At 66.5% G+C, this 23,202-nt stretch carries 21 protein-coding genes and 5 pseudogenes; 7 read left to right on the top strand and 19 right to left on the bottom strand.

From position 1 onward, the window contains the following. Nucleotides 1-48: 48 nt before the first annotated feature. Nucleotides 49-369, bottom strand: coding sequence for a 2Fe-2S iron-sulfur cluster-binding protein (locus ACAG21_RS13300; protein WP_012394830.1), 321 nt, complete (start codon nt 367-369; stop codon nt 49-51). Nucleotides 370-531: 162 nt separating this feature from the next. On the opposite strand from ACAG21_RS13300, the gene ACAG21_RS13305 reads away from it, so the two are divergent. Then, the gene (locus tag ACAG21_RS13305; protein ID WP_046188922.1) at nt 532-1,497 is read left to right on the top strand and encodes a helix-turn-helix transcriptional regulator; all 966 of its coding nucleotides are present in this window, start codon (nt 532-534) and stop codon (nt 1,495-1,497) included. A gap of 69 nt (nt 1,498-1,566) precedes the next feature. Here the strand turns inward: ACAG21_RS13305 and ACAG21_RS13310 are convergent. The 5 genes and pseudogenes from ACAG21_RS13310 to ACAG21_RS13330 form a co-directional block, all read right to left on the bottom strand. Next, nucleotides 1,567-1,992 (bottom strand): annotated as a pseudogene (locus tag ACAG21_RS13310) (IS1380 family transposase); the annotation flags it as partial. A 147-nt stretch (nt 1,993-2,139) separates the two neighbouring features. Next, nucleotides 2,140-2,718 (bottom strand): TetR/AcrR family transcriptional regulator, encoded by a 579-nt coding sequence (locus ACAG21_RS13315; protein WP_172827193.1) that lies wholly within the window; start codon nt 2,716-2,718, stop codon nt 2,140-2,142. Nucleotides 2,719-2,810: 92 nt separating this feature from the next. After that, complete coding sequence (locus tag ACAG21_RS13320; RefSeq protein ID WP_012394833.1) at nt 2,811-3,722, bottom strand: alpha/beta fold hydrolase; 912 nt, start codon at nt 3,720-3,722, stop codon at nt 2,811-2,813. Further along, nucleotides 3,722-4,159 carry a PaaI family thioesterase gene (locus tag ACAG21_RS13325; RefSeq protein WP_041325313.1) on the bottom strand — a complete coding sequence of 146 codons (438 nt, stop codon included), beginning with the start codon at nt 4,157-4,159 and terminating at the stop codon, nt 3,722-3,724. Before ACAG21_RS13325 ends, ACAG21_RS13320 begins: the two co-directional genes overlap by 1 nt. 53 nt (nt 4,160-4,212) lie before the next feature. Next, nucleotides 4,213-4,737, bottom strand: a complete 525-nt coding sequence (locus tag ACAG21_RS13330; RefSeq protein ID WP_008256180.1) for a TetR/AcrR family transcriptional regulator — start codon at nt 4,735-4,737, stop codon at nt 4,213-4,215. Nucleotides 4,738-5,012: 275 nt separating this feature from the next. Here ACAG21_RS13330 and ACAG21_RS13335 point away from each other — a divergent pair. The 5 genes and pseudogenes from ACAG21_RS13335 to ACAG21_RS13355 all read left to right on the top strand — a co-directional run. After that, nucleotides 5,013-5,381, top strand: a pseudogene (locus ACAG21_RS13335) (hypothetical protein); the annotation flags it as partial. Continuing rightward, complete coding sequence (locus tag ACAG21_RS13340) at nt 5,378-6,550, top strand: zinc-binding dehydrogenase (protein ID WP_012394837.1); 1,173 nt, start codon at nt 5,378-5,380, stop codon at nt 6,548-6,550. The pseudogene ACAG21_RS13335 and the gene ACAG21_RS13340, both read left to right, overlap by 4 nt. Beyond that, complete coding sequence (locus ACAG21_RS13345) at nt 6,513-7,091, top strand: carboxymuconolactone decarboxylase family protein (protein WP_012394838.1); 579 nt, start codon at nt 6,513-6,515, stop codon at nt 7,089-7,091. The genes ACAG21_RS13340 and ACAG21_RS13345 overlap by 38 nt, the downstream gene beginning before the upstream one ends. Nucleotides 7,092-7,577: 486 nt before the next feature. Next, nucleotides 7,578-8,032 (top strand): annotated as a pseudogene (locus ACAG21_RS13350) (type II toxin-antitoxin system Phd/YefM family antitoxin). A 3-nt stretch (nt 8,033-8,035) separates the two neighbouring features. Further along, nucleotides 8,036-8,470 carry a type II toxin-antitoxin system VapC family toxin gene (locus ACAG21_RS13355; RefSeq protein ID WP_012394840.1) on the top strand — a complete coding sequence of 145 codons (435 nt, stop codon included), beginning with the start codon at nt 8,036-8,038 and terminating at the stop codon, nt 8,468-8,470. Between the two features lie 205 nt (nt 8,471-8,675). Here ACAG21_RS13355 and ACAG21_RS13360 read toward each other — a convergent pair whose 3' ends face one another. Continuing rightward, on the bottom strand, nt 8,676-10,049 hold the full coding sequence (locus ACAG21_RS13360; protein ID WP_370496556.1) for an FAD-dependent oxidoreductase: 1,374 nt from the start codon (nt 10,047-10,049) through the stop codon (nt 8,676-8,678). A gap of 83 nt (nt 10,050-10,132) precedes the next feature. Here ACAG21_RS13360 and ACAG21_RS13365 point away from each other — a divergent pair. Continuing rightward, nucleotides 10,133-10,819: pseudogene (locus tag ACAG21_RS13365) on the top strand (phosphoribosyltransferase); the annotation flags it as partial. A 2-nt stretch (nt 10,820-10,821) separates the two neighbouring features. Here ACAG21_RS13365 and ACAG21_RS13370 read toward each other — a convergent pair. The 12 genes and pseudogenes from ACAG21_RS13370 to murD all read right to left on the bottom strand — a co-directional run bounded on the left by ACAG21_RS13370 (nt 10,822) and on the right by murD (nt 23,202). After that, the gene (locus ACAG21_RS13370; protein WP_370496557.1) at nt 10,822-11,124 is read right to left on the bottom strand and encodes a hypothetical protein; all 303 of its coding nucleotides are present in this window, start codon (nt 11,122-11,124) and stop codon (nt 10,822-10,824) included. A gap of 83 nt (nt 11,125-11,207) precedes the next feature. Continuing rightward, nucleotides 11,208-12,014 carry a DivIVA domain-containing protein gene (locus tag ACAG21_RS13375; RefSeq protein WP_370496559.1) on the bottom strand — a complete coding sequence of 269 codons (807 nt, stop codon included), beginning with the start codon at nt 12,012-12,014 and terminating at the stop codon, nt 11,208-11,210. A 248-nt stretch (nt 12,015-12,262) separates the two neighbouring features. Next, nucleotides 12,263-12,553: a YggT family protein gene (locus ACAG21_RS13380; RefSeq protein WP_007170773.1), complete on the bottom strand. Its 291-nt coding sequence runs from the start codon at nt 12,551-12,553 to the stop codon at nt 12,263-12,265. Between the two features lie 155 nt (nt 12,554-12,708). Next, on the bottom strand, nt 12,709-13,350 hold the full coding sequence (locus tag ACAG21_RS13385) for a cell division protein SepF (protein WP_096288561.1): 642 nt from the start codon (nt 13,348-13,350) through the stop codon (nt 12,709-12,711). 67 nt (nt 13,351-13,417) lie between these two features. After that, nucleotides 13,418-14,203 carry a YggS family pyridoxal phosphate-dependent enzyme gene (locus ACAG21_RS13390; RefSeq protein ID WP_370496643.1) on the bottom strand — a complete coding sequence of 262 codons (786 nt, stop codon included), beginning with the start codon at nt 14,201-14,203 and terminating at the stop codon, nt 13,418-13,420. A 17-nt stretch (nt 14,204-14,220) separates the two neighbouring features. Then, nucleotides 14,221-14,928, bottom strand: coding sequence for a peptidoglycan editing factor PgeF (gene pgeF / locus ACAG21_RS13395; protein ID WP_370496560.1), 708 nt, complete (start codon nt 14,926-14,928; stop codon nt 14,221-14,223). A gap of 40 nt (nt 14,929-14,968) precedes the next feature. Next, nucleotides 14,969-16,129 carry a cell division protein FtsZ gene (gene ftsZ, locus ACAG21_RS13400; protein ID WP_370496645.1) on the bottom strand — a complete coding sequence of 387 codons (1,161 nt, stop codon included), beginning with the start codon at nt 16,127-16,129 and terminating at the stop codon, nt 14,969-14,971. A 290-nt stretch (nt 16,130-16,419) separates the two neighbouring features. Further along, nucleotides 16,420-17,364, bottom strand: coding sequence for a cell division protein FtsQ/DivIB (locus ACAG21_RS13405; protein WP_370496562.1), 945 nt, complete (start codon nt 17,362-17,364; stop codon nt 16,420-16,422). Continuing rightward, nucleotides 17,361-18,827 carry a UDP-N-acetylmuramate--L-alanine ligase gene (murC, locus tag ACAG21_RS13410; RefSeq protein WP_370496563.1) on the bottom strand — a complete coding sequence of 489 codons (1,467 nt, stop codon included), beginning with the start codon at nt 18,825-18,827 and terminating at the stop codon, nt 17,361-17,363. Before murC ends, ACAG21_RS13405 begins: the two co-directional genes overlap by 4 nt. Next, entirely contained in the window at nt 18,824-20,020 is a 1,197-nt protein-coding gene (murG, locus tag ACAG21_RS13415; RefSeq protein WP_370496564.1) for an undecaprenyldiphospho-muramoylpentapeptide beta-N-acetylglucosaminyltransferase, read from the bottom strand. Before murG ends, murC begins: the two co-directional genes overlap by 4 nt. Further along, nucleotides 20,017-21,514: pseudogene (gene ftsW, locus ACAG21_RS13420) on the bottom strand (putative lipid II flippase FtsW); the annotation flags it as partial. The pseudogene ftsW and the gene murG, both read right to left, overlap by 4 nt. 239 nt (nt 21,515-21,753) lie before the next feature. Further along, a complete protein-coding gene (gene murD, locus ACAG21_RS13425; RefSeq protein ID WP_370496565.1) occupies nt 21,754-23,202 on the bottom strand; it encodes a UDP-N-acetylmuramoyl-L-alanine--D-glutamate ligase in 1,449 nt (482 codons plus the stop codon).

The following is a 23,202-nucleotide window of genomic DNA, read 5'->3' on the forward strand; positions in this document are numbered from 1 at the left end:
CAGTGACTGCCTCGCGAATATTGCTCACGTCTCACCTCTCTTTCGTCATCACAGTTGGAACTCGGGCAGATGGACGATCAAACCGTCCCACGCCTCAGAGACCTGCATCTGGCAGGACAGCCGGGAGGTCGGCTGACGCTCGGGGTTCATCGCGAGCATCTCCTCTTCATTGGCCCCGGAGAGGCCGACCCGATCGGACCATTGCGGATCGACGATCACATGGCAGGTGCCGCACGCGGCTTCGCCTCCGCAGTCGCCGTCGATGCCGGGCACCGCATTGTTGGTCGCGACCCGCATCAGTGACTGACCTTCCTCGAGAGGCGCCTCATACTTCTCGCCGCCGTGGGAGACAAATGTGACAACTGCCATAGCCAGGCTCCTTGCGTGTCCTCAGTTACTTGACACAAGTCTTGCGCCAGATGAGCGCTGCGGCTATGTTCGCCGGAGTCAGAAACTTGTGATTTCGGCTCAAAGGGGCCATGGTCAGTGAACCCCAATGACGCGGGTGTGCCCCCACTCGCATTCGTGCAAATGCTCGAGAGCCCGGCGTTTGACCCAGACGCCGTCGCGCGGCTTCGCAACATCATGGCTCGCGAAGGAACCGACGAGGCGACGCTGATTCAGCGTGATATCCAGGCCCCGTTACGGTGGTTTCGTGAGGCGTACCCCGGTCTAGACATCGATCAGGCAACGCTGCTCGGATTTGCGTTAGCCGAACAGGCACAGTTGACGTCCTTCGGCCCGCTGAGTGTTCCGCTGGTCAGCGCGGGCTCAGTGGCCGAGATCGTAGAGCTGCTGACTTATCTGCCGTTGATCACGACGGCTGTCAAAGCACAGTTTCATCCAGATGACCAAGGCCTCACCGTCGGGCTCTGGGGACACACCAGCGATCGTGCCCTGGACTGCCTCGCCGTCACGTACGCCGGGTTGGCGTTGTTGCGACTGCTGGACATGCTCGTCCGTGCGGCGCCGACCCTCACACTCCACTTGAGTTGGCCAGCGCCCGCCGCCTTGAAAGATCGCGAGGACGACCTTACCGCCGGGCGCCTGTTCTTCGACGCTCCGATGTCCTTCCTCCATGTTCCCGCGGACACGCTCAACGAGGTGTGCCGGTTCTCCGATCCCGTCGCATACCGACTCGCCATCGTCGATCTGCAGCGAACTCTCGACCAGCGGAGCGAAACCACGTCGTTCTCGGAGAAGGTGAGACGGCTGCTGCAGAAGGAGCCCGGACGCCGAAGTAAACATTGGTTCGCACATGAGCTGTCGATGTCCACCAGCACACTCAAGCGGCGCCTCTCCGAAGAGGAGACCACCTTTCGCGAGTTGCGCCAAGCATTCCTGCGCGAGCGCGCGATGCTGCAGCTACTCGACCGATCCCTATCGGTGAGTGAGATCGCCACGGATCTCGGATACAGCGACCTCGCCAACTTCTCACACGCCTTCAAGCGATGGACCGGCCGCTCTCCGAGCGAGTTTCGGCTCTCACCACATTGAGCTGTCCCGGCGGGTCCGGAGATCCCGACCTTTGCGGCGTCTTTCTGCAGCGTCGCCTCTCCCCGGGTGTTCGATGAAGGCCCGAGCCTGCGCGCCGGGCAGCAGATTCACCCGGTCACACAAGCCGGCCAGATGCTCGGCCAGCACCGAATCCAATTGGCGGGCATAACCGAAAGTGAACTCCCGCAACAGCGTTCCCATCGTTGACGGGGGATACACCCGGCGGAAAAAGGGTTTTTATGCCGCCAGCGCGGACCAGGTCGACATCATCGATGTAATCCGCGCCCGCGTACATGCTCGCGATCAGGGTGGCCAGTTTCGGAGCCGGATTGGCCGACCTCGACTTGACCCTGGGAGCTGCGATGTGAATCTTGTTGGCCAACAACTCCGATAGGCCTGCCTGCTCAGCCAGCGCCATCACCGGCACCAGGCCCGCGCACGACACCAGATGTCCTCATCGAACACATCGGACCGCGGGGTGAACGTGTGGGACACTCGCGCCGGAAGTGCCGTTCTCGAACTGGACCGATTGTTGCCTGAACAATATCAATCTTCCCAGCTCAGAACGCACTTTCCTTATCCCGACACCCCGACAAACAGTCCATTGTCAGTGGATCGAGGCTAAGACCGCTCAAGTCACAGCTATCTATAGCCAACGCCGAGGTAGCGGAGCGCCACCCGCGAGATCCGCGCACCCGTGGTGGCGATGTCCGCGGAGGGAAGGACGACGTGACTCACGGTGAGCCGCACCAGAACGTCTGCGACCTCCTCGACGTCTTCGGAGTCGAGATCGGCGAAGTGGTCGTGAAACCACGCGACCAAAGCCGCGGAGGAGAGCTGGAGCAGGGACGCCGATGTCGGCAGGAGAGGAAGAACGCCCGTCGTCGGCGCACCGGCGCGATCATCCCCTGAGTGGCTGGACGTCAGCACCGACTTCAGGAGCGGACTGGCTTCTGCTTCACGCAGGGTGAACCGCACCGCTGCGGTGATGCCGCCCTGAACGTCGCCGGTGTGTTCGGCGAGGATGGCGTGGATACCCTCCAGGAAGCGCTGACCCTCGGCCACCACGAGCGCGTCACCAAGTCCCTGCTTATCGCCGAACTCCTTGTATAGCGTCGGTCGGGAGACGCCGACAAGTTCGGCGACCTCACTCACTCGGACTTGTTCCCAGCCCTTCTCAATGGTGAGTTCCCGTGTCGCCCTCAAGACCTGCTCGCGGATATGTCGGCGAAACGACATCCGCGCCGAATCAGTTGGCATACGAGCAGAATAGGTGGCGAACTGGGATCTCCCGCGCAGCCCGACGACTGGCGTCAAACGGTACGGTCGAGAAAGTCGACGACCGCCGTCGAGAATGCGTCGTTGTTGTCGCCAGCAACCATGTGGCCCGCGCCCGACACGTCAACGGTTTGCGCGTGGGGAACCAAGGTGAGGAAATCCTTCACTGTCTCTTCGGAGACTATGTCCGACAGCAGGCCGCGGACCAGCAGCGCCGGCGCGGACACCTGTCGCGCGCCATCGACAAGGAATGCGCTCATCATCTCGAACTCCTCTGCGCCGTCGTCTGAATCACTCTGCAGGAACTGAAAATTCGACGTCGCAAACGCCGGATCCCATCGCCAGGCCCAGCGACCGTCTCCACGTCGGCGGAGGACTTTTTGAAGGCCGTCGACGTTTTCGGGGCGAGGGCGGTGCGGGTTGTAGGCGGCGATCACGTCAGCGGCCGACTCTAGGCTGTCGAAACCTTCGGGATGGGCCGACATGAACGATAGGACTCGGCGGGCGCCGTGCATCTGCATTCGCGGAGTGATGTCAACCAGGACGACGGCCTGCCATAGCTCCGATGGGGCGAGCAAGTGCGTGCCGAGGATGGTCAAACCGCCCAACGATGCCCCGATCGCGGCAACTGGGCGGGCGGAGCCGGCGTACGCGCGCACGGCCAACAGGTCGGACCCCAGCCGTTCGATGTCATAGCGTCCGTCTGGATCCCAGTCGCTGTCACCATGTCCCCTTGCGTCGTAGGCGGCAACGGTGTAGCCCCGCTGATGCAATCGTTGGGCGGTGACATCCCAGGCGTGCCGGCTCTGACCACCGCCGTGAAGGAGCAACACGACCGCCCGCGGTCCGTCACAGCGGTAGAAGTCGACCGCCAGCGAGAGCCCATCCACCGTGGGCACGCGCTCGACGACAGGAGCGGACGAATCATGTGCTCTGTTTGCAGACATCAAGAGATGGCCTTCGGTGCGACGACGGTGACGGTGCCCTGCGCCGCACACACCGCTCTGCCGTCGTTGCAGATGTCGATACGTGCCACACCGCTGGTTCTGCCCAGCGAGATGATCTCAGCCGTGGCTACACAGGTTCCGCTGGAGACTGGACGAAGCAAATTCAGTTTGAACTCCGTCGTCGCGACCCAGGATCCCATCGGAATCACGGGATAAAACACCACTCCAAGGCAATGGTCGACCATGGCCGACAAGCAGCCGCCATGCAAGTTGCCGAAAGGCGTCTTCAGGTCGTCGCGTGCGTCCATCTCCGCGACGAGCCGTCCAGCAGTGAATTCAGTGTGCCGGAAGCCGAGGTAACCGGCCAGCCCGCCCGTGGTTTCTGCTGCGCTCTGCAGTTGTTCAGCGACCTGCTGGTTGAACGCGGTGAACTGCACAGACATGTCCGGCCTCCTACCTCAGCTGTGGTTGAGACATTACGCCTTGTCTGTCACATCGGTCGACAATGGTCGCTCGCCAGGATTGCGGGAAGGAGAAACCTTGAAAGAAATGTCCGGAGCCCGTCACGACTGCGCTCCCGCGGTCCTCGAACAGTCAGCAGGCTCAGTATCGTGCGGAGAACCCACTCGGCGGCGTCGTCGACGGAGACGCCCGGTTCTACGTAACTCCAGTGTCTCCTGAAGATGGGACGGAGAAACTCGGTGACGAGTTCGAAGAGTGACGTCGAGGTCCCCGCCGCGAGGCCAACGCCGGCGAGTTCCTCGTCGCTGCCGAACAACAATCCGATGATCTCTTCGCGGCGCGCGGCCTCAACTGTGTATTCCACGAAATCGACGAGAGCGGAGCCCAGATCGGTGTGCTCCGCGATCCGGGGGTTGATGCGATCGAGATAGCGCTCGGCGGCGCGAATGATGACGCCCGACATCACCGCCTCCCGATTAGGGAAGTAGCGATACACCGTTGCCCTGGAGACACCCGCTGTTCTGCCGATGTCCTCCATGGTCGTGCCTACCACGCCGCAACTCTCTAGGCACCGCTCGGCAGCATCTAGCAATCGGTCGCGAGCGGAATCACGATCTGACGGCGCGGCGGCACCCCATCGCACCAACTTCGTCGACACAACAGCCAGTATGCCGCGGGCGCACACCATTGTGGCTTGACTGCAGATATGACACCATCGCATTCGTGTCTCACAACAGCCCGTGGCCCTGAGCGAGTGATCGATTGTCGGTAGAAGCGCGTACTCCGGTGGCGGTCGGCGTAGGCGAAGTCACCCATCGCGGGGACGACGTCGTCACCGGCCTCGGTTGGTATTCGACGAAACATTCGGTCGGTGTGTGGTCGGCCACCCCTCCACCAACCGGGTGGCGACTGATCGACACGGCAGACGAACAAACTCCGATCGATTCATCGCGGCTGGCCGTCGCAGGCGTCGACGAGGCGACCGGTCGCGCGACAGTGGACGGGTACACGGTCGAATACGACCGAGACGGGCGACCTCGATGGACACCGACCATCGCGCACCTGTCCGACGGGCGAAGAGTCGTCGCACGCAGCGACGATCCGCAGATTGCCGAGGCGATGGCGGGCGAGATGTACGTTGGCAGAACGGTTTGCCTCCGAAACACAGGGTCGTCCACGGGATTCGAGCTTCCATGATCGCCGAGGCCATGGTGTTGACCGGACCGCGGAATCTGGAGCGGCGCCAGATGACCATCCCCGACGTCGGTGACCGCGGTGCGATCCTGCGAGTTGAAGCATGTGGTCTATGCGGTACAGATCACGAACAATTCACCGGACACCTGCCTGCCGGCTTCTCATTCGTTCCAGGTCACGAAATCGTCGGCATCGTCGAACATGTCGGCAATGCGGCCAGCGAACGCTGGTGCGTCCGGGCCGGCCAGCGCGTGGCCGTCGAGGTGTTCCGGTCCTGCCGAGACTGCCCGGAGTGTCGCCGCGGCGAATACCGGCGATGTGCGGTGAACGGCATCGCCACCATGTTCGGGTTCGTCGACGTGGAGATCGGCGCCGGGTTATGGGGCGGATACGCCACCCATGTGGAGCTTCCGTGGGACGCGATGCTACTCCCGATTGCCGAAGACATGGACCCCGTTCTCGCCACGTTGTTCAACCCTCTCGGGGCCGGTATCCAATGGGGGAAAACTCTTCCCGACACCAAGGCGGGGGGTATCGTAGCGATACTGGGACCGGGCATCCGCGGGATCTGCGCGGCGGTGGCGGCGAAAGAGGCGGGAGCCGCTTTCGTCGCGATGACCGGCATCGGTCCACGCGACGATCAGCGACTGGCCATAGCCAGATCATTCGGTGTCGACCTGCCCATCGACGTATCGCAGGACGATGCAGTGACAGCGCTCCAGCGTGAGACAGGCGGACAGCTTGCCGACGTGGTCATCGATGTCACCGCCAAAGCACCCTCCGCGTTCGCCGACGCCGTCGCCCTTGCCAGGCCTGGCGGCAGGGTCGTGGTTGCTGGCACCCGCGGCGGAGGCGGCGCGCCCGGCTTTGAACCAGACACGCTGGTGTATAAGGAATTACACATCGCCGGTGCACTCGGCGTGGAGTATCCCGCCTACCGGGCAGCCCTCGAGATTCTGGCCACGCGCCGCTGGCCGTTCGACCGGATCACAAGAGAATCAACCGGATTCGCTGGTCTCGCGCCGCTGCTCAGTTCGCTTGCAGATGAAAATGCCAAATCGAGTGCGGCCCTGCACAACGTCTTCGTGCCCACGCCCTCACAGCATGCGGAGCTTCAACAGAGGAAGGTCACACGTGACGAGAACGGAACGCGTACCGATGCTCGACCTTGAGCAGGCCCGGCTGCGGGCTGCCGAGTGTGGGCTGCCCGCAGAGATGGCAGAACTGTCAGTATTTCGCGTGGCACTTCACCAGCCGAGCCTCGCAGTGGCCCTGTACGGAATGCTTGAGGCGCTGCTATTTAACGGTGTGCTCGACGCCCGGCTACGCGAATTGATCATCATGCGCATCGGCTGGGTAACGGGGTCGGTATATGAGTGGACACAGCATTGGCGAATCGCGACGCTGCTCGGTGTGGCTTCGGATGACCTTCTGGCGGTGCGTGACTGGCAGAGTTCCAATCGTCTGGGCCATGCCGAGCGTGCGGTCCTGGCGGCGACCGATGATGTGGTACGTGACGGGGTCATTGCCGAGGAAAACTGGGCCGCGTGCCACAAGGCATTCAATGGCGATCACGCGGTTTTGGTCGAACTTGTCGGAGCGATCGCCAATTGGCGGCTCTTTTCGATCCTGCTTCGATCCTTGAATATTCCGCTTGAGTCGGGTACCGACTCCTGGCCGCCCGATGGGCGAGCCCCTCGACGTGACGATTGAGTAAAAACGGTTGTTCAGCAATCGCACCCAAGTTGAAGCTCGGTTACCCCTTATGTTCCTAGTCAGTTGTGGGCTATTGAATTTCAAACGGGTAGTTGTGATTTCGGTCTCTTAGCCACGGTCTCGGGGTAATGCCACCAACTGGACATGTGGAGCCAACTGTTCTGGGACGCCTACACCAGCTTGAAGCACGCTCCGTCATACGAATACGATCCAAGGGATGTCGAGGTTCTTCGCGACTCAGGCCAACTGTTACTACTGGGAGAGTCGTTCAATCGGGTCGCTGGCAACAGAACGCCAATGAAGGCGATCGTCGGCAGTCACCGCACACAGCACCTCACGCAGAGAATTCAAGAGCCCGCTGCTGCAAGCTAGACCCGGCGTCCGACACCGAGGCGCTGCCGTCTTCATACAGCTGACCACGAACGCCAGCCGCGCCGAAGTCCCACCGGGGACGGCAAACACCTTCCGCCGCAACACCTTCGGATGCAGCTTGGACGGAAGGCCACCAGCCACCATAATATCGACCGTCTCGGCGTCGCCAGCACCGCGGACGAATCGGTGTACCGGCCCGTTGCCACCTCGCCTCCGGCTTGCGCGGGTCAATCTCTCAGGTCGTCGTTGCCACACTCAGAAGTGACATGTACAAATCACGGTTCAGCGAGTGTACAGTTCACGGTGTGGAGGTATCCGTGACCGAGTTGCGCGCGCACCTTAGCGATTGGCTCGATCGAGTTCGGGCTGGTGATGAGGTCGTCATCACCGACCGCGGGATTCCGGTCGCGCGACTCGCTGCGCTGGACAGCGCAGGCACCTTGGAGCGTCTCACGGCCGAAGGCGTGATTGCCAGGGCCACCGCGCAGCGGCCCGTCGCTGCGGGACGGTCCCGGCCCCGACCGCGGCGGCCGGTGTCTGACCAGGTCAGCGACCAGCGGCGCTGACCGGTGCCGCTCGTCTACTTCGACGCCAGCGCCTTCGTTAAACTTCTCACCACCGAGACAGGAAGCTCGCTGGCATCCGCGCTGTGGGACGGCTGCGACGCCGCATTGTCCAGCCGCCTGGCCTACCCCGAAGTCCGCGCCGCACTCGCTGCAGCAGCCCGCAATCACGACCTAACCGAATCCGAGCTCGCCGACGCCGAGCGTGACTGGGAGGACTTCTGGGCCGCCACCCGCCCAATCGAACTCACCGCCACGGTTGAACAGCACGCCGGCCGCCTCGCCCGCGCCCATGCCTTGCGCGAAGCCGACGCTGTCCATCTGGCCAGCGCGTTGGCAGTCGGCGAACCCGGCCTGATCGTCGCCGTTTGGGACCGACGCCTGCACGCCGGAGCCCAAGCCGCCGGGTGCCGACTCGCCCCCGCCCAACTCGACCCCTAATCCGACCGCTCGACGTCAGAGGTGGGTCGACCCCGGCATGGATGACGATCAGGTACCGATTCGCCAGGTCAGAACCCGTGTCGTAAGTGGCCAAGTCCCCCCTCGGACACTCCAGCGGCGAAGCCGCGATCACACAACGTCATTGGCCGCCCCGGTGCGCTGAGACCGGAGGGCTTCAGCGGGTCCTGTGCCTACAAGCCATGGGCTAGAGCGCCGCCAGCAGGCTGTTGAAGCCCTCGGTCATCGACGGGTGGGTGTAGATCGAATCCCGCAGCTCCGAGGCGGTGATGCCGTGCCGCATCGCCAGCGCCACCGTGTTGATCACCTCGTGCGAGTCGTAGGACAACAGCGCCGCACCGAGAATCGTGTCGCTGCCGGAGTCGACGACGACCTTCATCATGCCGGCATCCTCGCCGACGATCCGCGCACGCGGCATCGTCGCCATGTCCGCGACACGCATGCTGGCGACTTTGACGTCGTGCGTCTGCCGGGCCTCCTGCTCGGTCAGGCCGACCCGGGCCAGCGGAGGCGTCATGAACAGCGCGTAGGGCACGGCCGCCCGCGTCGCGGTGCTGCGTTTGCCGTCGCCGTCCAGCTGGGCCAGCACGACGCGGTAGTCGTCGAGCGAGATGTAGGTGAATTGCGGTCCACCGTTGACGTCGCCCACGGCGAAAATGTGCGGCTGGCTGCTGCGCAGGTGGTCGTCGACGACGATGGCGCCCCTGGCCGTGGTGTCGACACCCGCGGCGTCCAGGCCGAGTCCGTCGGTGACGGGCTCTCGGCCCAGCGCCACCAGGATCGCATCGGTCTCGACCTCGTGGGCGGCGCCGTCGACCCGATAGGACACCGTCGAGCCGCCGGAACCGTTGCCGGACACCGAGATAACCGATGCCGACGTGACGACGTCGATGCCGCGGGCGACGAGGATGTCGCGGGCACAGTCGGCAACGTCGGCGTCCTCGCGGCTCAGCACCCGCGGGCCCCGGTCGAGGATCGAGACCTGCGAGCCGTAGGCGGCATACATCGCCGCAAACTCCAGACCGACATACCCGCCGCCCAGCACGGTCAGCCGCTTGGGCAGTTCGGCCGTGCCCAGCAGATCGGTACTGGTGTACACACCGGGCGCGTCGGCGAGCCCGGGAACCGGCGGCTGCACCGGCCGCGACCCGGTGCCGACCACGATCCACTTCGCGGTCACTGTAACCGCTTGTCCGTCAATGGTTTTGACACTCAGCGTATGAGGGTCGGTGAATTGGGCATGCCCGGTCAGCACCGTCACCGTCTCGATGCGGTCCAGCGTCGCGAAGTTGATGTCACGCAACGACGCGGTTAGCCCTGCGGTGGCGGCGACGGCCTCCCGGTAGCCATCGGGATGGGTGGTGGATGCGTCGAGATGCTCCGAGCGGAACACCATCGATTTGGTAGGGACGCAACCGATGTTGATGCAGGTGCCGCCGTACATCAACGGCGACTGCTCGATCATCACCACCCGCCAGCCACGCTTACCCAGCGCGGCCGCGAGCGTCTTGCCGCCCTTGCCGAAACCGACAACCGCCAGATCTACCTCGAGTGACGTCACGACAGCAGTGTATGGGCCCAATCCCTTTGATGCACAAGCTATTCGATTGAGCCGGAAAGCGCGGGTAAGGTGGTGTGCACCTGATGAATCCACCGAACGGCTTTCTGCGCCGCACGCCGTCGCGATCCTCGCGGTCCTTCAAGGACCGCCGCGAAGCCGGTCGCGTGCTGGCCGAACAGCTAACGTCTTACCGCGCCAAGGACGACGTGCTGGTGCTCGGCCTGGCGCGCGGCGGCCTTCCGGTCGCCTGGGAGATCGCCTCGGCGCTACACGCCGAGCTGGATGTGTTCCTGGTTCGCAAGCTCGGGGTGCCGCGCTGGTCGGAGCTCGCGATGGGCGCGCTGGCCAGCGGCGGCGGCGTGGTGATGAACGACAACGTGGTCTCCAGCCTGCACATCACCGACGAGCAGGTGCGCGAGGTCATCGAGAGCGAGACGGCCGAGCTGTCACGACGCGAGCACGCGTATCGGGGTGACCGGCCCGTCGCCGACCCGCGGGGCAAGACCGTGATCCTGGTCGACGACGGCATCGCCACCGGCGCCAGCATGCTGGCCGCCGTCCGGGCTATCCGGGCCACCGGGCCGGAGTCCATCGTCGTCGCCGTCCCGGTCGGGCCGCAGTCGGTTTGCCGCGAGCTCGCACAGGTGGCCGACGACGTCGTATGCACAACGATGCCACCGGGATTCGAAGCCGTAGGACAGGTCTACGGCGACTTCCACCAGGTCAGCGACGATGAGGTGCGTCAGCTACTGAGTACGCCGACGCGCTGAAGCTACTTGGCCGGGTCCTCGCCGCGGGCCTCGGCCGCGACCGTCTCGTCGGCCGGCTGCTCGGCGGTCTCGTCCGGGACTTCCTCGGGGTAGTCGACTGTCTCGTCCGCCGCCGGTTGCTCATCGTGGGCTTCGTCACCCGTGTCACGGCGCTGCCGTTCCCGCAGCGCGTCAACGATCAGCAGCACGACACCCAGGACGCTGGCGCCGATACACACCCACGCGACCAGCTCGTTGCTGGTCACGACTGCGAACACCAGCGCGACAAGCCCGATCAGGGCCAATACCAGCGCAATGATCAGCATCGGTCATCCTCCAGCCGACGGGCGGAACTGCCAGGTCCAGTGCACATCAGTGTGCCGAACAGGAGGTCCGGCACTACTCCCGGCTAGTTATTACCCCGATTGAATTGGTCGAACCCACCGGCATCGGCGCTCGAGTCGACGGGAGCCGCCGATCCGCGCTGGCCGAGTTCCTCCAGCTGGGACTCGAGGTAGGTCTTGAGGCGGGTGCGGTACTCGCGTTCGAAGGTGCGGAGCTGCTCGAGACGGCCTTCCAGCACGGTCCGCTGCTGGTTGATGGTGCCCATGATCTCGGAGTGCTTGCGTTCGGCGTCGGCCTGCAGGGCGTCGGCCTTCTCCTGGGCCTGACGCAACTGCGTCTCGGAGCGAGTCTGCGCATCGGCCAGCATCGCATCGGCGCGCTGACGGGCTTCGGTGACGGTGGTTTCGGCGGTCTGCCGCGCCTCGGTCAGGATCTGGTCGGCGTTGGCGCGAGCGTCGGACAGCAGCTTGTCCGACTCGGCCTGCGCGGTGCTGGTCAGCCGGTCCGCGGTGTCCTGGGCCAGGCTCAGCACGCGGGCCGCCTTGAGGGCCTGCTCCTCGTTGGTCCCGGTTGGGGCAGCCGGCGCGGGCGCCGCCTTGACGGGTTCCGGCTCGGGCTCGGGTTCGAAAACAGGGGCGACAGGGGCGGGCGCGGCGGCAGGGGCGGCAGCAGCGGCGCCGCCACCGGCGGCCAATTCACGGTCCAGCTCCTCGACCCGCTGGCGCAGGTCGGAGTTCTCTTCGATGAGCCGCGTCAGCTCGTTTTCCACCAGGTCGAGGAACGCGTCGACCTCGTCCTCGTTGTAACCGCGCTTGCCAATAGGCGGCTTACTGAACGCCACATTGTGGACGTCGGCTGGTGTAAGCGGCATTGTTTCGTCCCCTCAAGTTCCCGTCAAACGTTCTCGAAAGTGTAGAACGGAGTGGCAGCGGTTGTGCAACTGCCGCCCATCCTGTCACACCAGACCCGGCGGTTGCCGATTAGCCCAATAAATAAGAACCAATTTCAAACACTAAGAGTCATAAAATCCCAATCCTTAGAATTTGCAAATCGCGCGCATCAAATCGAGTCCGATCCGTGGCCGAACCGTCGCTCAGAGCCGCCGGCACCTAACGCGGCTCACGCCGCCGCGCCGAAAGCGAGCTGCATGCCGATGAACGCGACCAGCAGAAGGACCATGATGGACAGGTCGAAGCGGACCGCTCCGATGGTGAGCTGAGGGATCAGTCGGCGCAGCAGTTTCACCGGCGGATCCGTGATCGACATGATGATCTCCAGGATCACCACGGTGATGCCGGTGGGATGCCAGTCACGGCTGAACGAGCGGATGAACTCGACGACGACCCGAGCGATGAGCAGCAGCCAAAAGATGAACAGAGCAAACCCAAGGATCTGAAAGAACAGCACCAACGAGAGCCCGACCTTACCGATGAGACGTCAACCGCCGCGCGATAGCGCGGACATCGCAAGAGTACCGACTCACCCCTGAGCGGACATCTCAGATGCGCGGCATCGGCAGGCGGGTGGTAACCACCCGACCCGGCGCTCTCGCGGGGCAGATGTGGCTATTGGTAAGCGTAGAAGCCGGTTTCGGCGATCCGGCGGCGCTCCTCCGGCGAGACGTCGACGTCGGCGGGCGACAGCAGGAACACCTTGGTCGCCACCTTGTCGAACGAGCCACGCAGGGCGAATGCCAGTCCTGCCGCGAAGTCGACCAGCCGCTTGGCGTCCGCGTTGTCCATCGACACCAGGTCCATGATCACCGGGGTGCCGTCGCGGAAGCGCTCGCCGATGGTGCGGGCCTCGCTGTAGTCCTTGGGCCGCAGCGTCGTGATCTTCGACAGCGGGTGGCCGTCCTCGAACATCATCGCCATCCGGCGCGGGTCCATGGCCAGGGCACCACGGGTACCGCCACCGCGGAGGAAGGATCCCAATCGGGGGCGCCCCATCTCCGGGCGGTCGAACTCACGACCGCGGAACGGCGGCGGCTCGTCGGCGTAGCCACCGCGGTAGCCGGCCGGCGCGTAGTCCGCGGGCTCGCCGCGCGGGTCGTCGTATTCGGGGCGGTCATAGCCGCGGCCGTAATCCTCGTCGAAGCGAGCACGAGGGAATCCGCGCGACGGTGCGCGGTCGTCGTAATACTCGTCTTCGTAGTCGTCCATCGGGGCCATACCGAAATAGGCCTTGACCTTGTGCAGTGTGCTCATGCGTGCGACCCCTTCTAGCCCCTGGGATTTCTGTTGTCTGTGATGAAGGTGTGACTACAGTGACTACTCACGGTGACGGTAGCCGCCGTGGGCCCAATAGCGCGGTACCGACACGCACACACGTCGAACCGTGTTTCACGGCAATTTCGAAATCGCTGGACATGCCGGCCGACAAACCGACGGCATTCGGGTGCGCTTCCAGCACCCGGCGGTGTTCGGATTGCAGCCGCTCAAAGGCCGGCTCGGGGTCGGCGCCCAGCGGCGGAATGCCCATCAGACCGACCAGCTCCAGGCCTTGCGACTCCTCGACCTGCGCACAGAGCTCGTCGAGGGGCCCCGGCGTCGTGATGTCGATCCCGCCGCGCGAGACGTCGCCGTCCAGACTGACCTGAACGTAGACGCGCAGCGGGTGCTGCCGGCCACCTTCGGCCAACGTTGCCGTCACCGCCCGTTCCAGCGCCGTTACCAGTTGCGGGCTGTCGACCGAATGAGCGGTGTGCGCCCAGCGGGACAGCGCACGCGCCTTCTTGCGCTGAATCCGTCCCACCATGTGCCAGTGCAACTCTCGCGAATCCGACCGCCCGGGAGTCGCAGATGCGCAAGCCAAGCGAGTGAGTTCCGCCACCTTTGCGGCCGCTTCTTGTTCCCGCGATTCGCCGACCGATCGACAACCCAATCGAGACAAAATCGCGACATCGGTTGCCGGAAAGAATTTCGTAATTGGAAGAAGTTCAATTTCGCCGACATTGCGTCCCGCCGCTTCCGCGGCCGCGGCTAGTCGCGAACGCACTGCGGCCAACGCATGAGTCAATTCAGTTTCACGGTTGCCCTGACTCGACGCCGAGTCCGCCATTCCAACCGCCATCGCGGTCACTCCATCCAGACCAGCGACGCCAGCCGCCCGGTCGGCGCGTCTCGGCGATGACTGAACAGGGCGGCGTCGGCAACCGTGCAACGGGGATCGATGTCGATCGATGTGACGCCCAAATCCTTGAGCTGGCAAGCGATTCCGGCCCGAAGATCCAGGGCTGGCTTGCCTTTCGCGGTAGTGGCGCGGCTGCCGGGCAGGGCCGCCTCGACCTCGTCGGCCATCGCCGCGGGCACCTCGTAGTTACGCCCGGAGACGGCCGGACCGAGCAGCGCCGAGATGTCACCGGTCTGGGCGCCCAGCTTGCGCATCACCTCCACCGTGCGCAGCACGACGCCCCGCTGGGCGCCAACCCGCCCGGCGTGGATCGCCGCGACCACCCCCGCGCGGGCATCGGCCAGCAGTACCGGCACACAGTCGGCCGTCACCACGGCCAAAGCCAGTCCTGGCGTGCCCGTCACCAAGGCATCGGTGTCGTCGAAGGCGGTATCCCGCGGCGCGTCGACGATCTCGACCCGATCGCCGTGGACCTGATTCATCCACACCACCCGGTCGGCGCCCAGGCCGATGGCGCGGGCCAGCCGGGCGCGGTTGGCGGCCACCGCCGCGGGGTCGTCACCGACATGGTCGCCGAGGTTGAAGGTGTCGAAGGGCGGTTTCGAGACGCCGCCCGCGCGGGTGGTCGTCACTCGCCGGATGCGAACGCTCACGTGACCAGTATCCGGAGCGTCGCGTCTGGGCTGCTTGGCCTCAGCGGCGCATGAAGGGCGGCACATCGACGTCGTCGTCATCGCCACCGATACTCAGCGTCGCGCCGTTGGTGTGCACCGGGACGCTGACGGCGTCGACCGGCTCGAACAGCGTCGAGGTGAGCTTGCCCGCCTTCGCCGACTCGATCCGGTGGGCACCGCCGACCTTCTCCCCCTTGTCGGCAGTGCCGCCGACCACGGGTTTACGCCCGGGTCCCTGGGCATCGAAGCCCGCGGCGATGACGGTCACGCGCACCTCGTCGCCCAGCGAGTCGTCGATCACGGTTCCGAAGATGATGTTGGCGTCCTGGTGGGCGGCGTCCTGCACCAGCGATGCCGCTTCGTTGATCTCGAACAGGCCCAGGTCGCTACCGCCGGCGATCGACATCAGCACGCCCTGGGCGCCCTCCATCGAGGCCTCCAGTAGCGGGGAGTTGATGGCGATCTCGGCGGCCTTGAGCGAACGGCCTTCACCGCGGGCAGAGCCGATGCCCATCAACGCCGTTCCGGCGCCGGACATGATGCCCTTGACGTCGGCGAAGTCGACGTTGATCAGACCGGGCGTGGTGATCAGGTCGGTGATGCCCTGGACGCCGTTGAGCAGCACCTCGTCGGCGCTGCGGAACGCGTCCATCAGCGATACCGCGGCATCGCCCATCTGCAGCAGTCGGTCGTTGGGGATCACGATCAGCGTGTCGCAGCTCTCGCGCAGCGAGTTGATGCCGTTTTCGGCTTGGTTGCTGCGCCGTTTGCCCTCGAACGAGAACGGCCGGGTGACCACGCCGACGGTCAGCGCGCCCAGCTTGCGCGCGATGCTGGCGACGACGGGCGCGCCGCCGGTACCCGTTCCGCCGCCCTCACCGGCGGTCACGAACACCATGTCCGCACCGCGCAGCAGCTCTTCGATCTCGTCCTTGGCGTCCTCGGCGGCCTTGCGCCCGACTTCGGGGTCGGCGCCGGCGCCCAATCCGCGAGTGGAGTCGCGGCCCACGTCGAGCTTGACGTCGGCGTCGCTCATCAACAGTGCCTGCGCATCGGTGTTGATCGCGATGAACTCGACGCCCTTGAGGCCCTGTTCGATCATCCGGTTGACGGCGTTGACGCCGCCGCCACCGATACCCACAACCTTGATGACGGCCAGGTAGTTGTGCGGGGGGGTCATCATCTCGTCTTCCTCCCTGGTGGGGATTCGGTTATTACCGGTACAGTCGCGGTTCCCTGGCAAACTCTCAACCTCAACCATAGAGTTAGAGTTATGTCAAGTAGTTCCGCGCAACCAGAACGGTATGGGTACTACGCGCACTAGCCCCGCAGGCGCGCCGACGCGCCGCGCGCAAATTTTGGTCAATTTTCGGCCCCCATTGCGCGAGCGTCACGCCAGCGTGGCGATCAACCGCGAGCGTTGCACCAGCGTCACACTCGGGGAGAAAGTCGAGCCTGGGCCGCCGGCCGCTACTTGACGGTGGGCAGATCGGGACTGGACACGTCGTAGGTCTTACCCGGCTGGGTGAGCAGAGCGGCGAGCTTTTCGGCCTTCTCATCCGTGCGGTCGGTCGTCCCCCAAATCACCACTCGCCCATCGCCGAGGGTGAGCGTGATCGAGGCCAGCGACGGCGCCGCGATCCGGCCCACCTGGCCCGCGACCTCGGGGCGCAGGGCCAGCAGCACCTGGAGCGCGGCCTTGGTCGTCGGGTCGGTCGGCCCGGGGTTGGCGACGTCGATATAGGGCAGCGCCGGCGGCGGCGGCCCGGTCGCGAAGTCGACGCCGTCGCGGTCGAACAGGTGCGGCCCGTCGGGAAAGTCCTTCACCACGACGGGAATTCGCTCGACGATCGTGATCCGCAGCGCCGACGGGTACTGGCGCTGCACCCGGGCGCTGGCCACCCGGCGGATCGCGGCCACCCGGTCGGCGACCAGGTTGGTGTTGATCTGCAGCAGCGGCGTGCCGACCCGCACCTGCGCGGCGTCGAGGACCTCTTCGCGGGTTACCGCGCCGGTGCCGGTGACCACGATGTTGCGCGCCGACATCACCGGCGTGAAGTAGAGAATCAGTGCCAGCCCGACCCCGACGACGACCAACATCACGGTCGCGAGCAGCATCTTGAGGCCCCGGACGACGCCGCGCGCGGGTTTCTTGGGGGCGTCGGGCCCGCCGAGGCGGCCGCTGGCCCGGCGCTTGGCTTCGCGGCGCGCTTCCTCGATCGCGATGGCCCGTTCCTGCGCGGCGCGGCGCTCGGCGCGTTCGCGGCGGGCCCGGCGGCGCGGTCCCTCGAAATCGACATGCTCGTCCTCGGAGCGGTCGGCTTCTTCGATGGGGATCGGCTCGGTGACCGCGTTCTCGTCGACCGGCGGGGTGCGTTCACCCGCGTCGGCGGCCAGGTCGTTGGGCTCGGTCAACGCAATACCCCGGACTGGCCGGGCGCGCTGCGATTGGCGCGCACCCGCAGCGCATTCACGATTTCGGGGCCCAGCAGCGTCACGTCGCCGGCGCCCATCGTCACGATCACGTCCCCGGGGCCGGCGGCCGCGGCGACCTGCTCGGCGACCGCGGAGAAATCCGGCAGGTAGCGCACCGGCACGCCGACGTGCTCGGCGACGCTGGCCCCACTGACACCGGCCAACGGCTGTTCGCGCGCGCCGTACACGTCAAGCACGAACACCTCGTCGGCCGCGTCCAGAGCGTGGCCGAACTCCTCAGCGAAAGCCTTTGTCCGCGAATACAAGTGGGGCTGAAACACCACCAGCGAGCGACCTTCGCCGCCCTGCTCGACGACCGTGCGGACCGCCGCCAGCGTGGCACTGATCTCGGTCGGATGGTGGGCGTAGTCGTCGAACACCCGCACCGAGCCGACCGTGCCGACCAGTTCGAAGCGGCGACGCACGCCCTCGAATCCGGCCAGCCCGTCGAGCACCTGATCGGCCGGCGCGCCGACCTCGATCGCGGCCAGCAGCGCACCCAGCGCGTTGAGCGCCATATGCCGTCCGGGCACCGACAGGCGCATGGCGCGCACCGGTTCGTCACCCAACCGGATATGCGCGACGGCTCCGGTGCCCTGCTGCTCCCAGGACAGCAGCGTGCCGGCCTGGGCGGGGGCCTGCTGCCCGACCTCGGATCCGTAGCGCAGCACCCGGATGCCCAGTTCGCTGCTGCGCTGCGCCAGCGCGGCAGCTCCCGGGTCGTCCGTGCAGACCACCAGCGCCCCGCCCGGGGCCAGCCGCTCGACGAACGCGTCGAAGACCGCGACGTAGGCGTCCTCGCTGCCGTAGAAATCCAGGTGATCGGTCTCGATGTTGGTGATCACCGCGACGTTGGGCGTGTATTCGAGCAGCGTGCCGTCGCTTTCGTCGGCCTCGGCGACGAAGCAGTCGCCGCTGCCGTGGTGGGCGTTGGTGCCGGCCTCGCCGAGATCCCCGCCGACCGCGAACGACGGGTCGCGCCCGCAGTGCTGCAGAGCCACGATCAGCATCGACGTCGTCGTGGTCTTGCCATGAGTGCCAGTGACCATCAGCGTGGTCCGCCCGTCCATCAGCTTGGCCAGCACCGTCGGCCGCAGCACGACCGGAATGCCGCGCCGCCGCGCCTCGACCAGCTCGGGATTGGTCTTCGGGATCGCGGCATGCGTGGTGATGACGGCGGTCGGGCCGCCGGGCAGCAGGTCCAGCGACGACGGGTCGTGCCCGATGCGGATCTGGGCGCCCCGGGCCCGCAGGGCGTGCACACCGCGGGATTCCTTGGCGTCGGACCCGGATACCTGGGCGCCGCGGTCCAGCAGGATGCGGGCGATGCCCGACATGCCGGCGCCCCCGATGCCCACCATGTGCACCCTTAAAAGCTCGGGGGGCAACTGGTCGGCGGTCATCGCGCTCCCCTGGCTGCCGGCCCCCTATCACGTGCTTGTCGCGCGATGTCCAGCGCCGCCGCGGCGACCTGACGCGCCGCGTCCGGATGTCCCACCCGGGCGGCGGCCGCGGTCATCGCCGCCAGCCGCGGCGGGTCGGTGAGCAGCCCACTCACCTCCCGGGCCACCAGGTCCGGCGTCAGCACGGCGTCGGGGACGACCATGCCGCCGCCGGCGTTGACCACCGGCAGCGCATTGAGTCGCTGCTCGCCGTTGCCGATCGGCAGCGGAACGTAGATGGCCGGCAGGCCCACGGCCGACACCTCGGCGACCGTCATCGCCCCGGAACGGCAGATGGCCAGGTCCGCGGCGGCATAGGCCAGGTCCATCCGGTCGAGATAGGGCACCGCCCGGTACGGCGGATCGCCGTCCTGAGGTTCGCGCAGCTCGAGGGTGTTCTTCGGCCCGTGCGCGTGCAGCACGGACACGCCCGCGGCGGCCAGCTCGGCGGCGGCTCCCGAGACCGCGCGGTTGAGCGAGACCGCGCCCTGCGAACCGCCGAACACCAGCAGCACCCGCGCGTCCTCGGCGAACCCGAAGTGCCGGCGCGCCTGGGCGCGCAGCGACGCGCGATCCAGCGAGGTGATCGTCGCGCGGACCGGCACCCCGACCACCTCGGCGTGTCGCAGCCCGGAATCCGGCACCGCGGACAGCACCCGGTCCGCCGAGCGGGCTCCGACCCGATTCGCCAGTCCGGCGCGGGCGTTGGCCTCGTGAATGACCACCGGGATACGACGGCGGACCTTGGGGAAACCGCGGGCCGCGAGGTACGCCGGCAGGGCCACGTAGCCGCCGAAACCCACCACCACGTCCGCGTCGACGACGTCGAGCACCGAGCGGGTCTCGCGCACGGCGCGCCACACCCGCGATGGCAGCCGGGCCAGGTCACCGCTGGGTTTACGGGGTAGCGGCACCGGCGTGATCAGCTCGAGCTGGTAGCCGCGTTCGGGCACCAGCCTGGTCTCGAGTCCGCGCGAGGTGCCCAGCGCGGTGATCCGGACGTGCGGATCCAGCGCGCTGAGGGCATCGGCGACGGCCATCGCGGGCTCCACATGGCCGGCAGTGCCGCCACCGGCCAGTACGACCGACAAGGCACCGGCGGGCGAGGGACTAATCCTCTGCCCGCCGGTCGGCTGCTTGAACGTGTGATTCACCCGTAACGCTGACCTTCCAGTGCGCGAGCGCGCCGTGCTTGGCGCTGACCGGCTCCCTGTCTGGGGTAGCGCTGATCAGATCCATGATGCCTTGACCGGGGTTCGGTGCGAACAGCTGTCCGCGGAAAAACCGGGCGCAGCGGCGGCTCGGGCTCGCGGCGCCCCTTACGCGCGGGTGGCTCGGCTTTCCGGGCGGGGGCCTTACGCCCGCGTGCCGGGGCCGACGGCCGGGGCGCTCGCGGCTGCGACTTCTTGCGGTCGCGGAACGACTCGAGGCGCGTTGGCGAATACGGCTCGGGCAGCGGCAGCCGCAGCAGCCGGTTCATCTTGTCGTCGCGCCCGGCGCGCAGCGCCGCCACCGCCTCGGGCTCATGGCGCGCCGCGTTGCACATGATGCCGATCATGAAAAGTGTTGCGGCCGTGGATGTTCCGCCCGCAGATATCAAGGGCAGCTGCAGACCGGTGACCGGCAGCACGCCGATCACGTAGCCGATGTTGATGAAGGCCTGACCGAGGATCCACATCGTGGTGGTGGCGGTCAGCAGCCGCAGGAACGGGTCGGCCGACCGGCGGGCGATCCGCATCCCGGTGTAGGCGAACAACCCGAACAGCGCCAGCAGTCCGAAGGCGCCGATGAAGCCCAGCTCCTCGCCGATGATCGCAAAGATGAAGTCATTGTGCGCGTTGGGCAGGTAATTCCATTTCGCGGTGCCCTGGCCGAGGCCGTCGCCGAAGATGCCGCCGTGGGCGAGCGCGAACTTCGCCTGCCGCGCCTGGTAGCCGGTGTCCATCGGGTCGTTCTCGGGGTTGATCCACGAGCGCACCCGGTCCGACCGATAACCGGCGGACATGGCCAGCACCGCGCCGGCCATGAAGACCGCGAGCAGCGACGTGCCGAAGACGCGCAGCGGCAGCCCGGCGTACCACAGCAGGGCCAGCAGGATGATGCCCATCGACACCGTCTGGCCAAGGTCGGGCTGGGCGACGATCAGCCCGAGCGCGATGACGGCCGCCGGCACCAGCGGAATCAGCATGTCGCGCAGCGAGGCCCGCTCCATGCGCCGCGACGCCAGCAGGTGCGCACCCCAGATGGCGAAGGCGATCTTGGCCAACTCGGAGGGCTGCATCGAGAAGCCCGCGACCACGAACCATTTCCGCGAGCCGTTGGCGAGGTTTCCGATACCGGGAACGAGCACCAGGACCAGCAGGATGATCGTGACGACGTAGCCCGGGAAGGCCACCCGGCGGATGAAGCGGATCGGTACGCGCATCGCGACGTAGGCCGCGAAGACCCCGATGACGGTCCACAACACCTGCTTGCCGAAGATCACCCACGCCGACCCGTCGTCGCCGTAGGACCGCACCCCCGAGGCCGACAGCACCATGGTCAGGCCCAGCGTGGTCAGCAAACCGGCGATCGCGACGATGAGGTGAAACGAGGTCATGGGCCGGTTCAGCCAGGCGCCGAACCGGGCGCGGGTGCTGTGCTCCGGGTCTTTGACTTGGACTTTCGCCGCCACCGGGGCCTGGTCAGGCGCTGTGTCCGGGCTGATTTCGGCGGCATCGGACGGCTCGACGGCCTGCATCGCGTCCGTCGACTCCTCGACATCGGTCACCGTATCGACCCCGGTGCTTTCCGGGACGGCGTCGCCCACCTCGACCGAGTCGGCCGGCGGCTCGATGTTCTTCTTACCCCGGCGTAGGCGCCGGGTCAGCGCGTTACCCACACCCGCCTACCGCAGCGCCGCGCGTACGGCGGCGGCGAACGCGTCACCACGGTCGGCGTAGCTGCTGAACTGGTCGAATGATGCCCCCGCCGGCGCCAGCAGCACCGTGTCTCCCGACTTGGCCAAATCACGAGCCGCCGCCACAGCAGCGGTCATCACGCGAGCGCCGAGACTATCCCCCACACTGTCAACTTTTGTCACATTAGTATCAGCAGTCGCATGCATACCAGCATCCTCGCCTGTCACAACCTGGACGACGGGGACATCGGGCGCGTGTCGCGATAACGCCTCGGCAACCTCTTGGCGGTCTCGGCCGATGAGTACCGCCCCGACCAGGCGAGATGCCATTCTGGCGACCTCCGCGTCCAGCGTCGCGCCCTTGAGCAAACCACCGGCCACCCACACCACCCGCGGGTAGGCCATGACCGACGCCTCGGCGGCGTGCGGGTTGGTCGCCTTCGAGTCGTCGACGTAGGTGATCCCATCGGCCACCGCGACGACTTCGGATCGGTGCCGTCCCAGCTGAAACGTCGAGATAGCGTCCGCGATCGCGGCAGCGGGGACCTCCACGCAGCGGGCCAGCGCCGCCGCGGCCAGGGTGTCGAGCACGCCGACCGGACCCGGCACCGGGATGGCCGAGGCCGGCAGCAGGGTCAGGTCGTCGGCAAACGCGCGGTCGACCAACAGCCCGTCGCGCACCCCGAGCTCGCCGGCGGCCGGCTCGCCGAGCCGGAAACCCACCCGCACCGGGGCGGCCGCGGTACTCAGCAAGGCGGCGGCCCGGCTGTCGTCCAGGCCGACCACCGCGACCCGGCCGTTCAGCACCCGGGCCTTGGCTGCGGTGTACTCGGCCATCGAGGCGTGCCAATCGAGGTGGTCCTCGGCGATGTTGAGCACCACACCCGCCTCGGGCCGCAGCGATGGTGCCCAGAACAGCTGGAAGCTGGACAATTCGACGGCCAGCAGATCGGCCGGCTGGTCCAGGACGTCGAGCACCGGGTCGCCGATGTTTCCGCACAGCAGGCTGCGCCGCCCGCCGGCGACCAACATGGCATGCAGCATCGACGTCGTCGTGGTCTTGCCGTTGGTGCCGGTCACGACCAGCCAGCGGCGCGGTGTGCCGTAGCACCCCGCGGCGTCGAGCCGCCAGGCCAGTTCGACATCACCCCAGATCGGGATGCCCGCCGCCGCGGCGGCCGCCAGCACCGGCGCCGACGGCTGGAATCCGGGGCTGGTGACCACCAGCGCATAGTCGGCGATCCGCTGCACCGCGGTCGCGGGATCGACGGTGGGAACCCCGTTTTCGGCGTACGGCGCCAGCATGGCCGGATCGTCGTCGCACAGGGTGGCCACGGCGCCGAACCGGGTCAGCGCACCCAGGATCGCCCGGCCGGTCACCCGGGCACCGGCGATCAGGACGGGCGCGCCCGCCTCCAGGGGTTCGAGCCCGGACAT

The organism is Mycobacterium sp. pR1184 (assembly GCF_041287235.1).
Lineage (GTDB): Bacteria > Actinomycetota > Actinomycetes > Mycobacteriales > Mycobacteriaceae > Mycobacterium.

Bases quoted from the DNA above. Each gene is read 5' to 3' on its own strand.
- ACAG21_RS13300 (WP_012394830.1), bottom strand. From the start codon at position 369: ATGGCAGTTGTCACATTTGTCTCCCACGGCGGCGAGAAGTATGAGGCG.
- ACAG21_RS13305 (WP_046188922.1), top strand. From the start codon at position 532: ATGCTCGAGAGCCCGGCGTTTGACCCAGACGCCGTCGCGCGGCTTCGC.
- ACAG21_RS13320 (WP_012394833.1), bottom strand. From the start codon at position 3,722: ATGTCTGCAAACAGAGCACATGATTCGTCCGCTCCTGTCGTCGAGCGC.
- ACAG21_RS13340 (WP_012394837.1), top strand. From the start codon at position 5,378: ATGATCGCCGAGGCCATGGTGTTGACCGGACCGCGGAATCTGGAGCGG.
- ACAG21_RS13370 (WP_370496557.1), bottom strand. From the start codon at position 11,124: ATGCTGATCATTGCGCTGGTATTGGCCCTGATCGGGCTTGTCGCGCTG.
- ACAG21_RS13375 (WP_370496559.1), bottom strand. From the start codon at position 12,014: ATGCCGCTTACACCAGCCGACGTCCACAATGTGGCGTTCAGTAAGCCG.
- ACAG21_RS13385 (WP_096288561.1), bottom strand. From the start codon at position 13,350: ATGAGCACACTGCACAAGGTCAAGGCCTATTTCGGTATGGCCCCGATG.
- ACAG21_RS13390 (WP_370496643.1), bottom strand. From the start codon at position 14,203: ATGGCGGACTCGGCGTCGAGTCAGGGCAACCGTGAAACTGAATTGACT.
- ftsZ (WP_370496645.1), bottom strand. From the start codon at position 16,129: ATGACCCCCCCGCACAACTACCTGGCCGTCATCAAGGTTGTGGGTATC.
- murC (WP_370496563.1), bottom strand. From the start codon at position 18,827: ATGACCGCCGACCAGTTGCCCCCCGAGCTTTTAAGGGTGCACATGGTG.
- murD (WP_370496565.1), bottom strand. From the start codon at position 23,202: ATGTCCGGGCTCGAACCCCTGGAGGCGGGCGCGCCCGTCCTGATCGCC.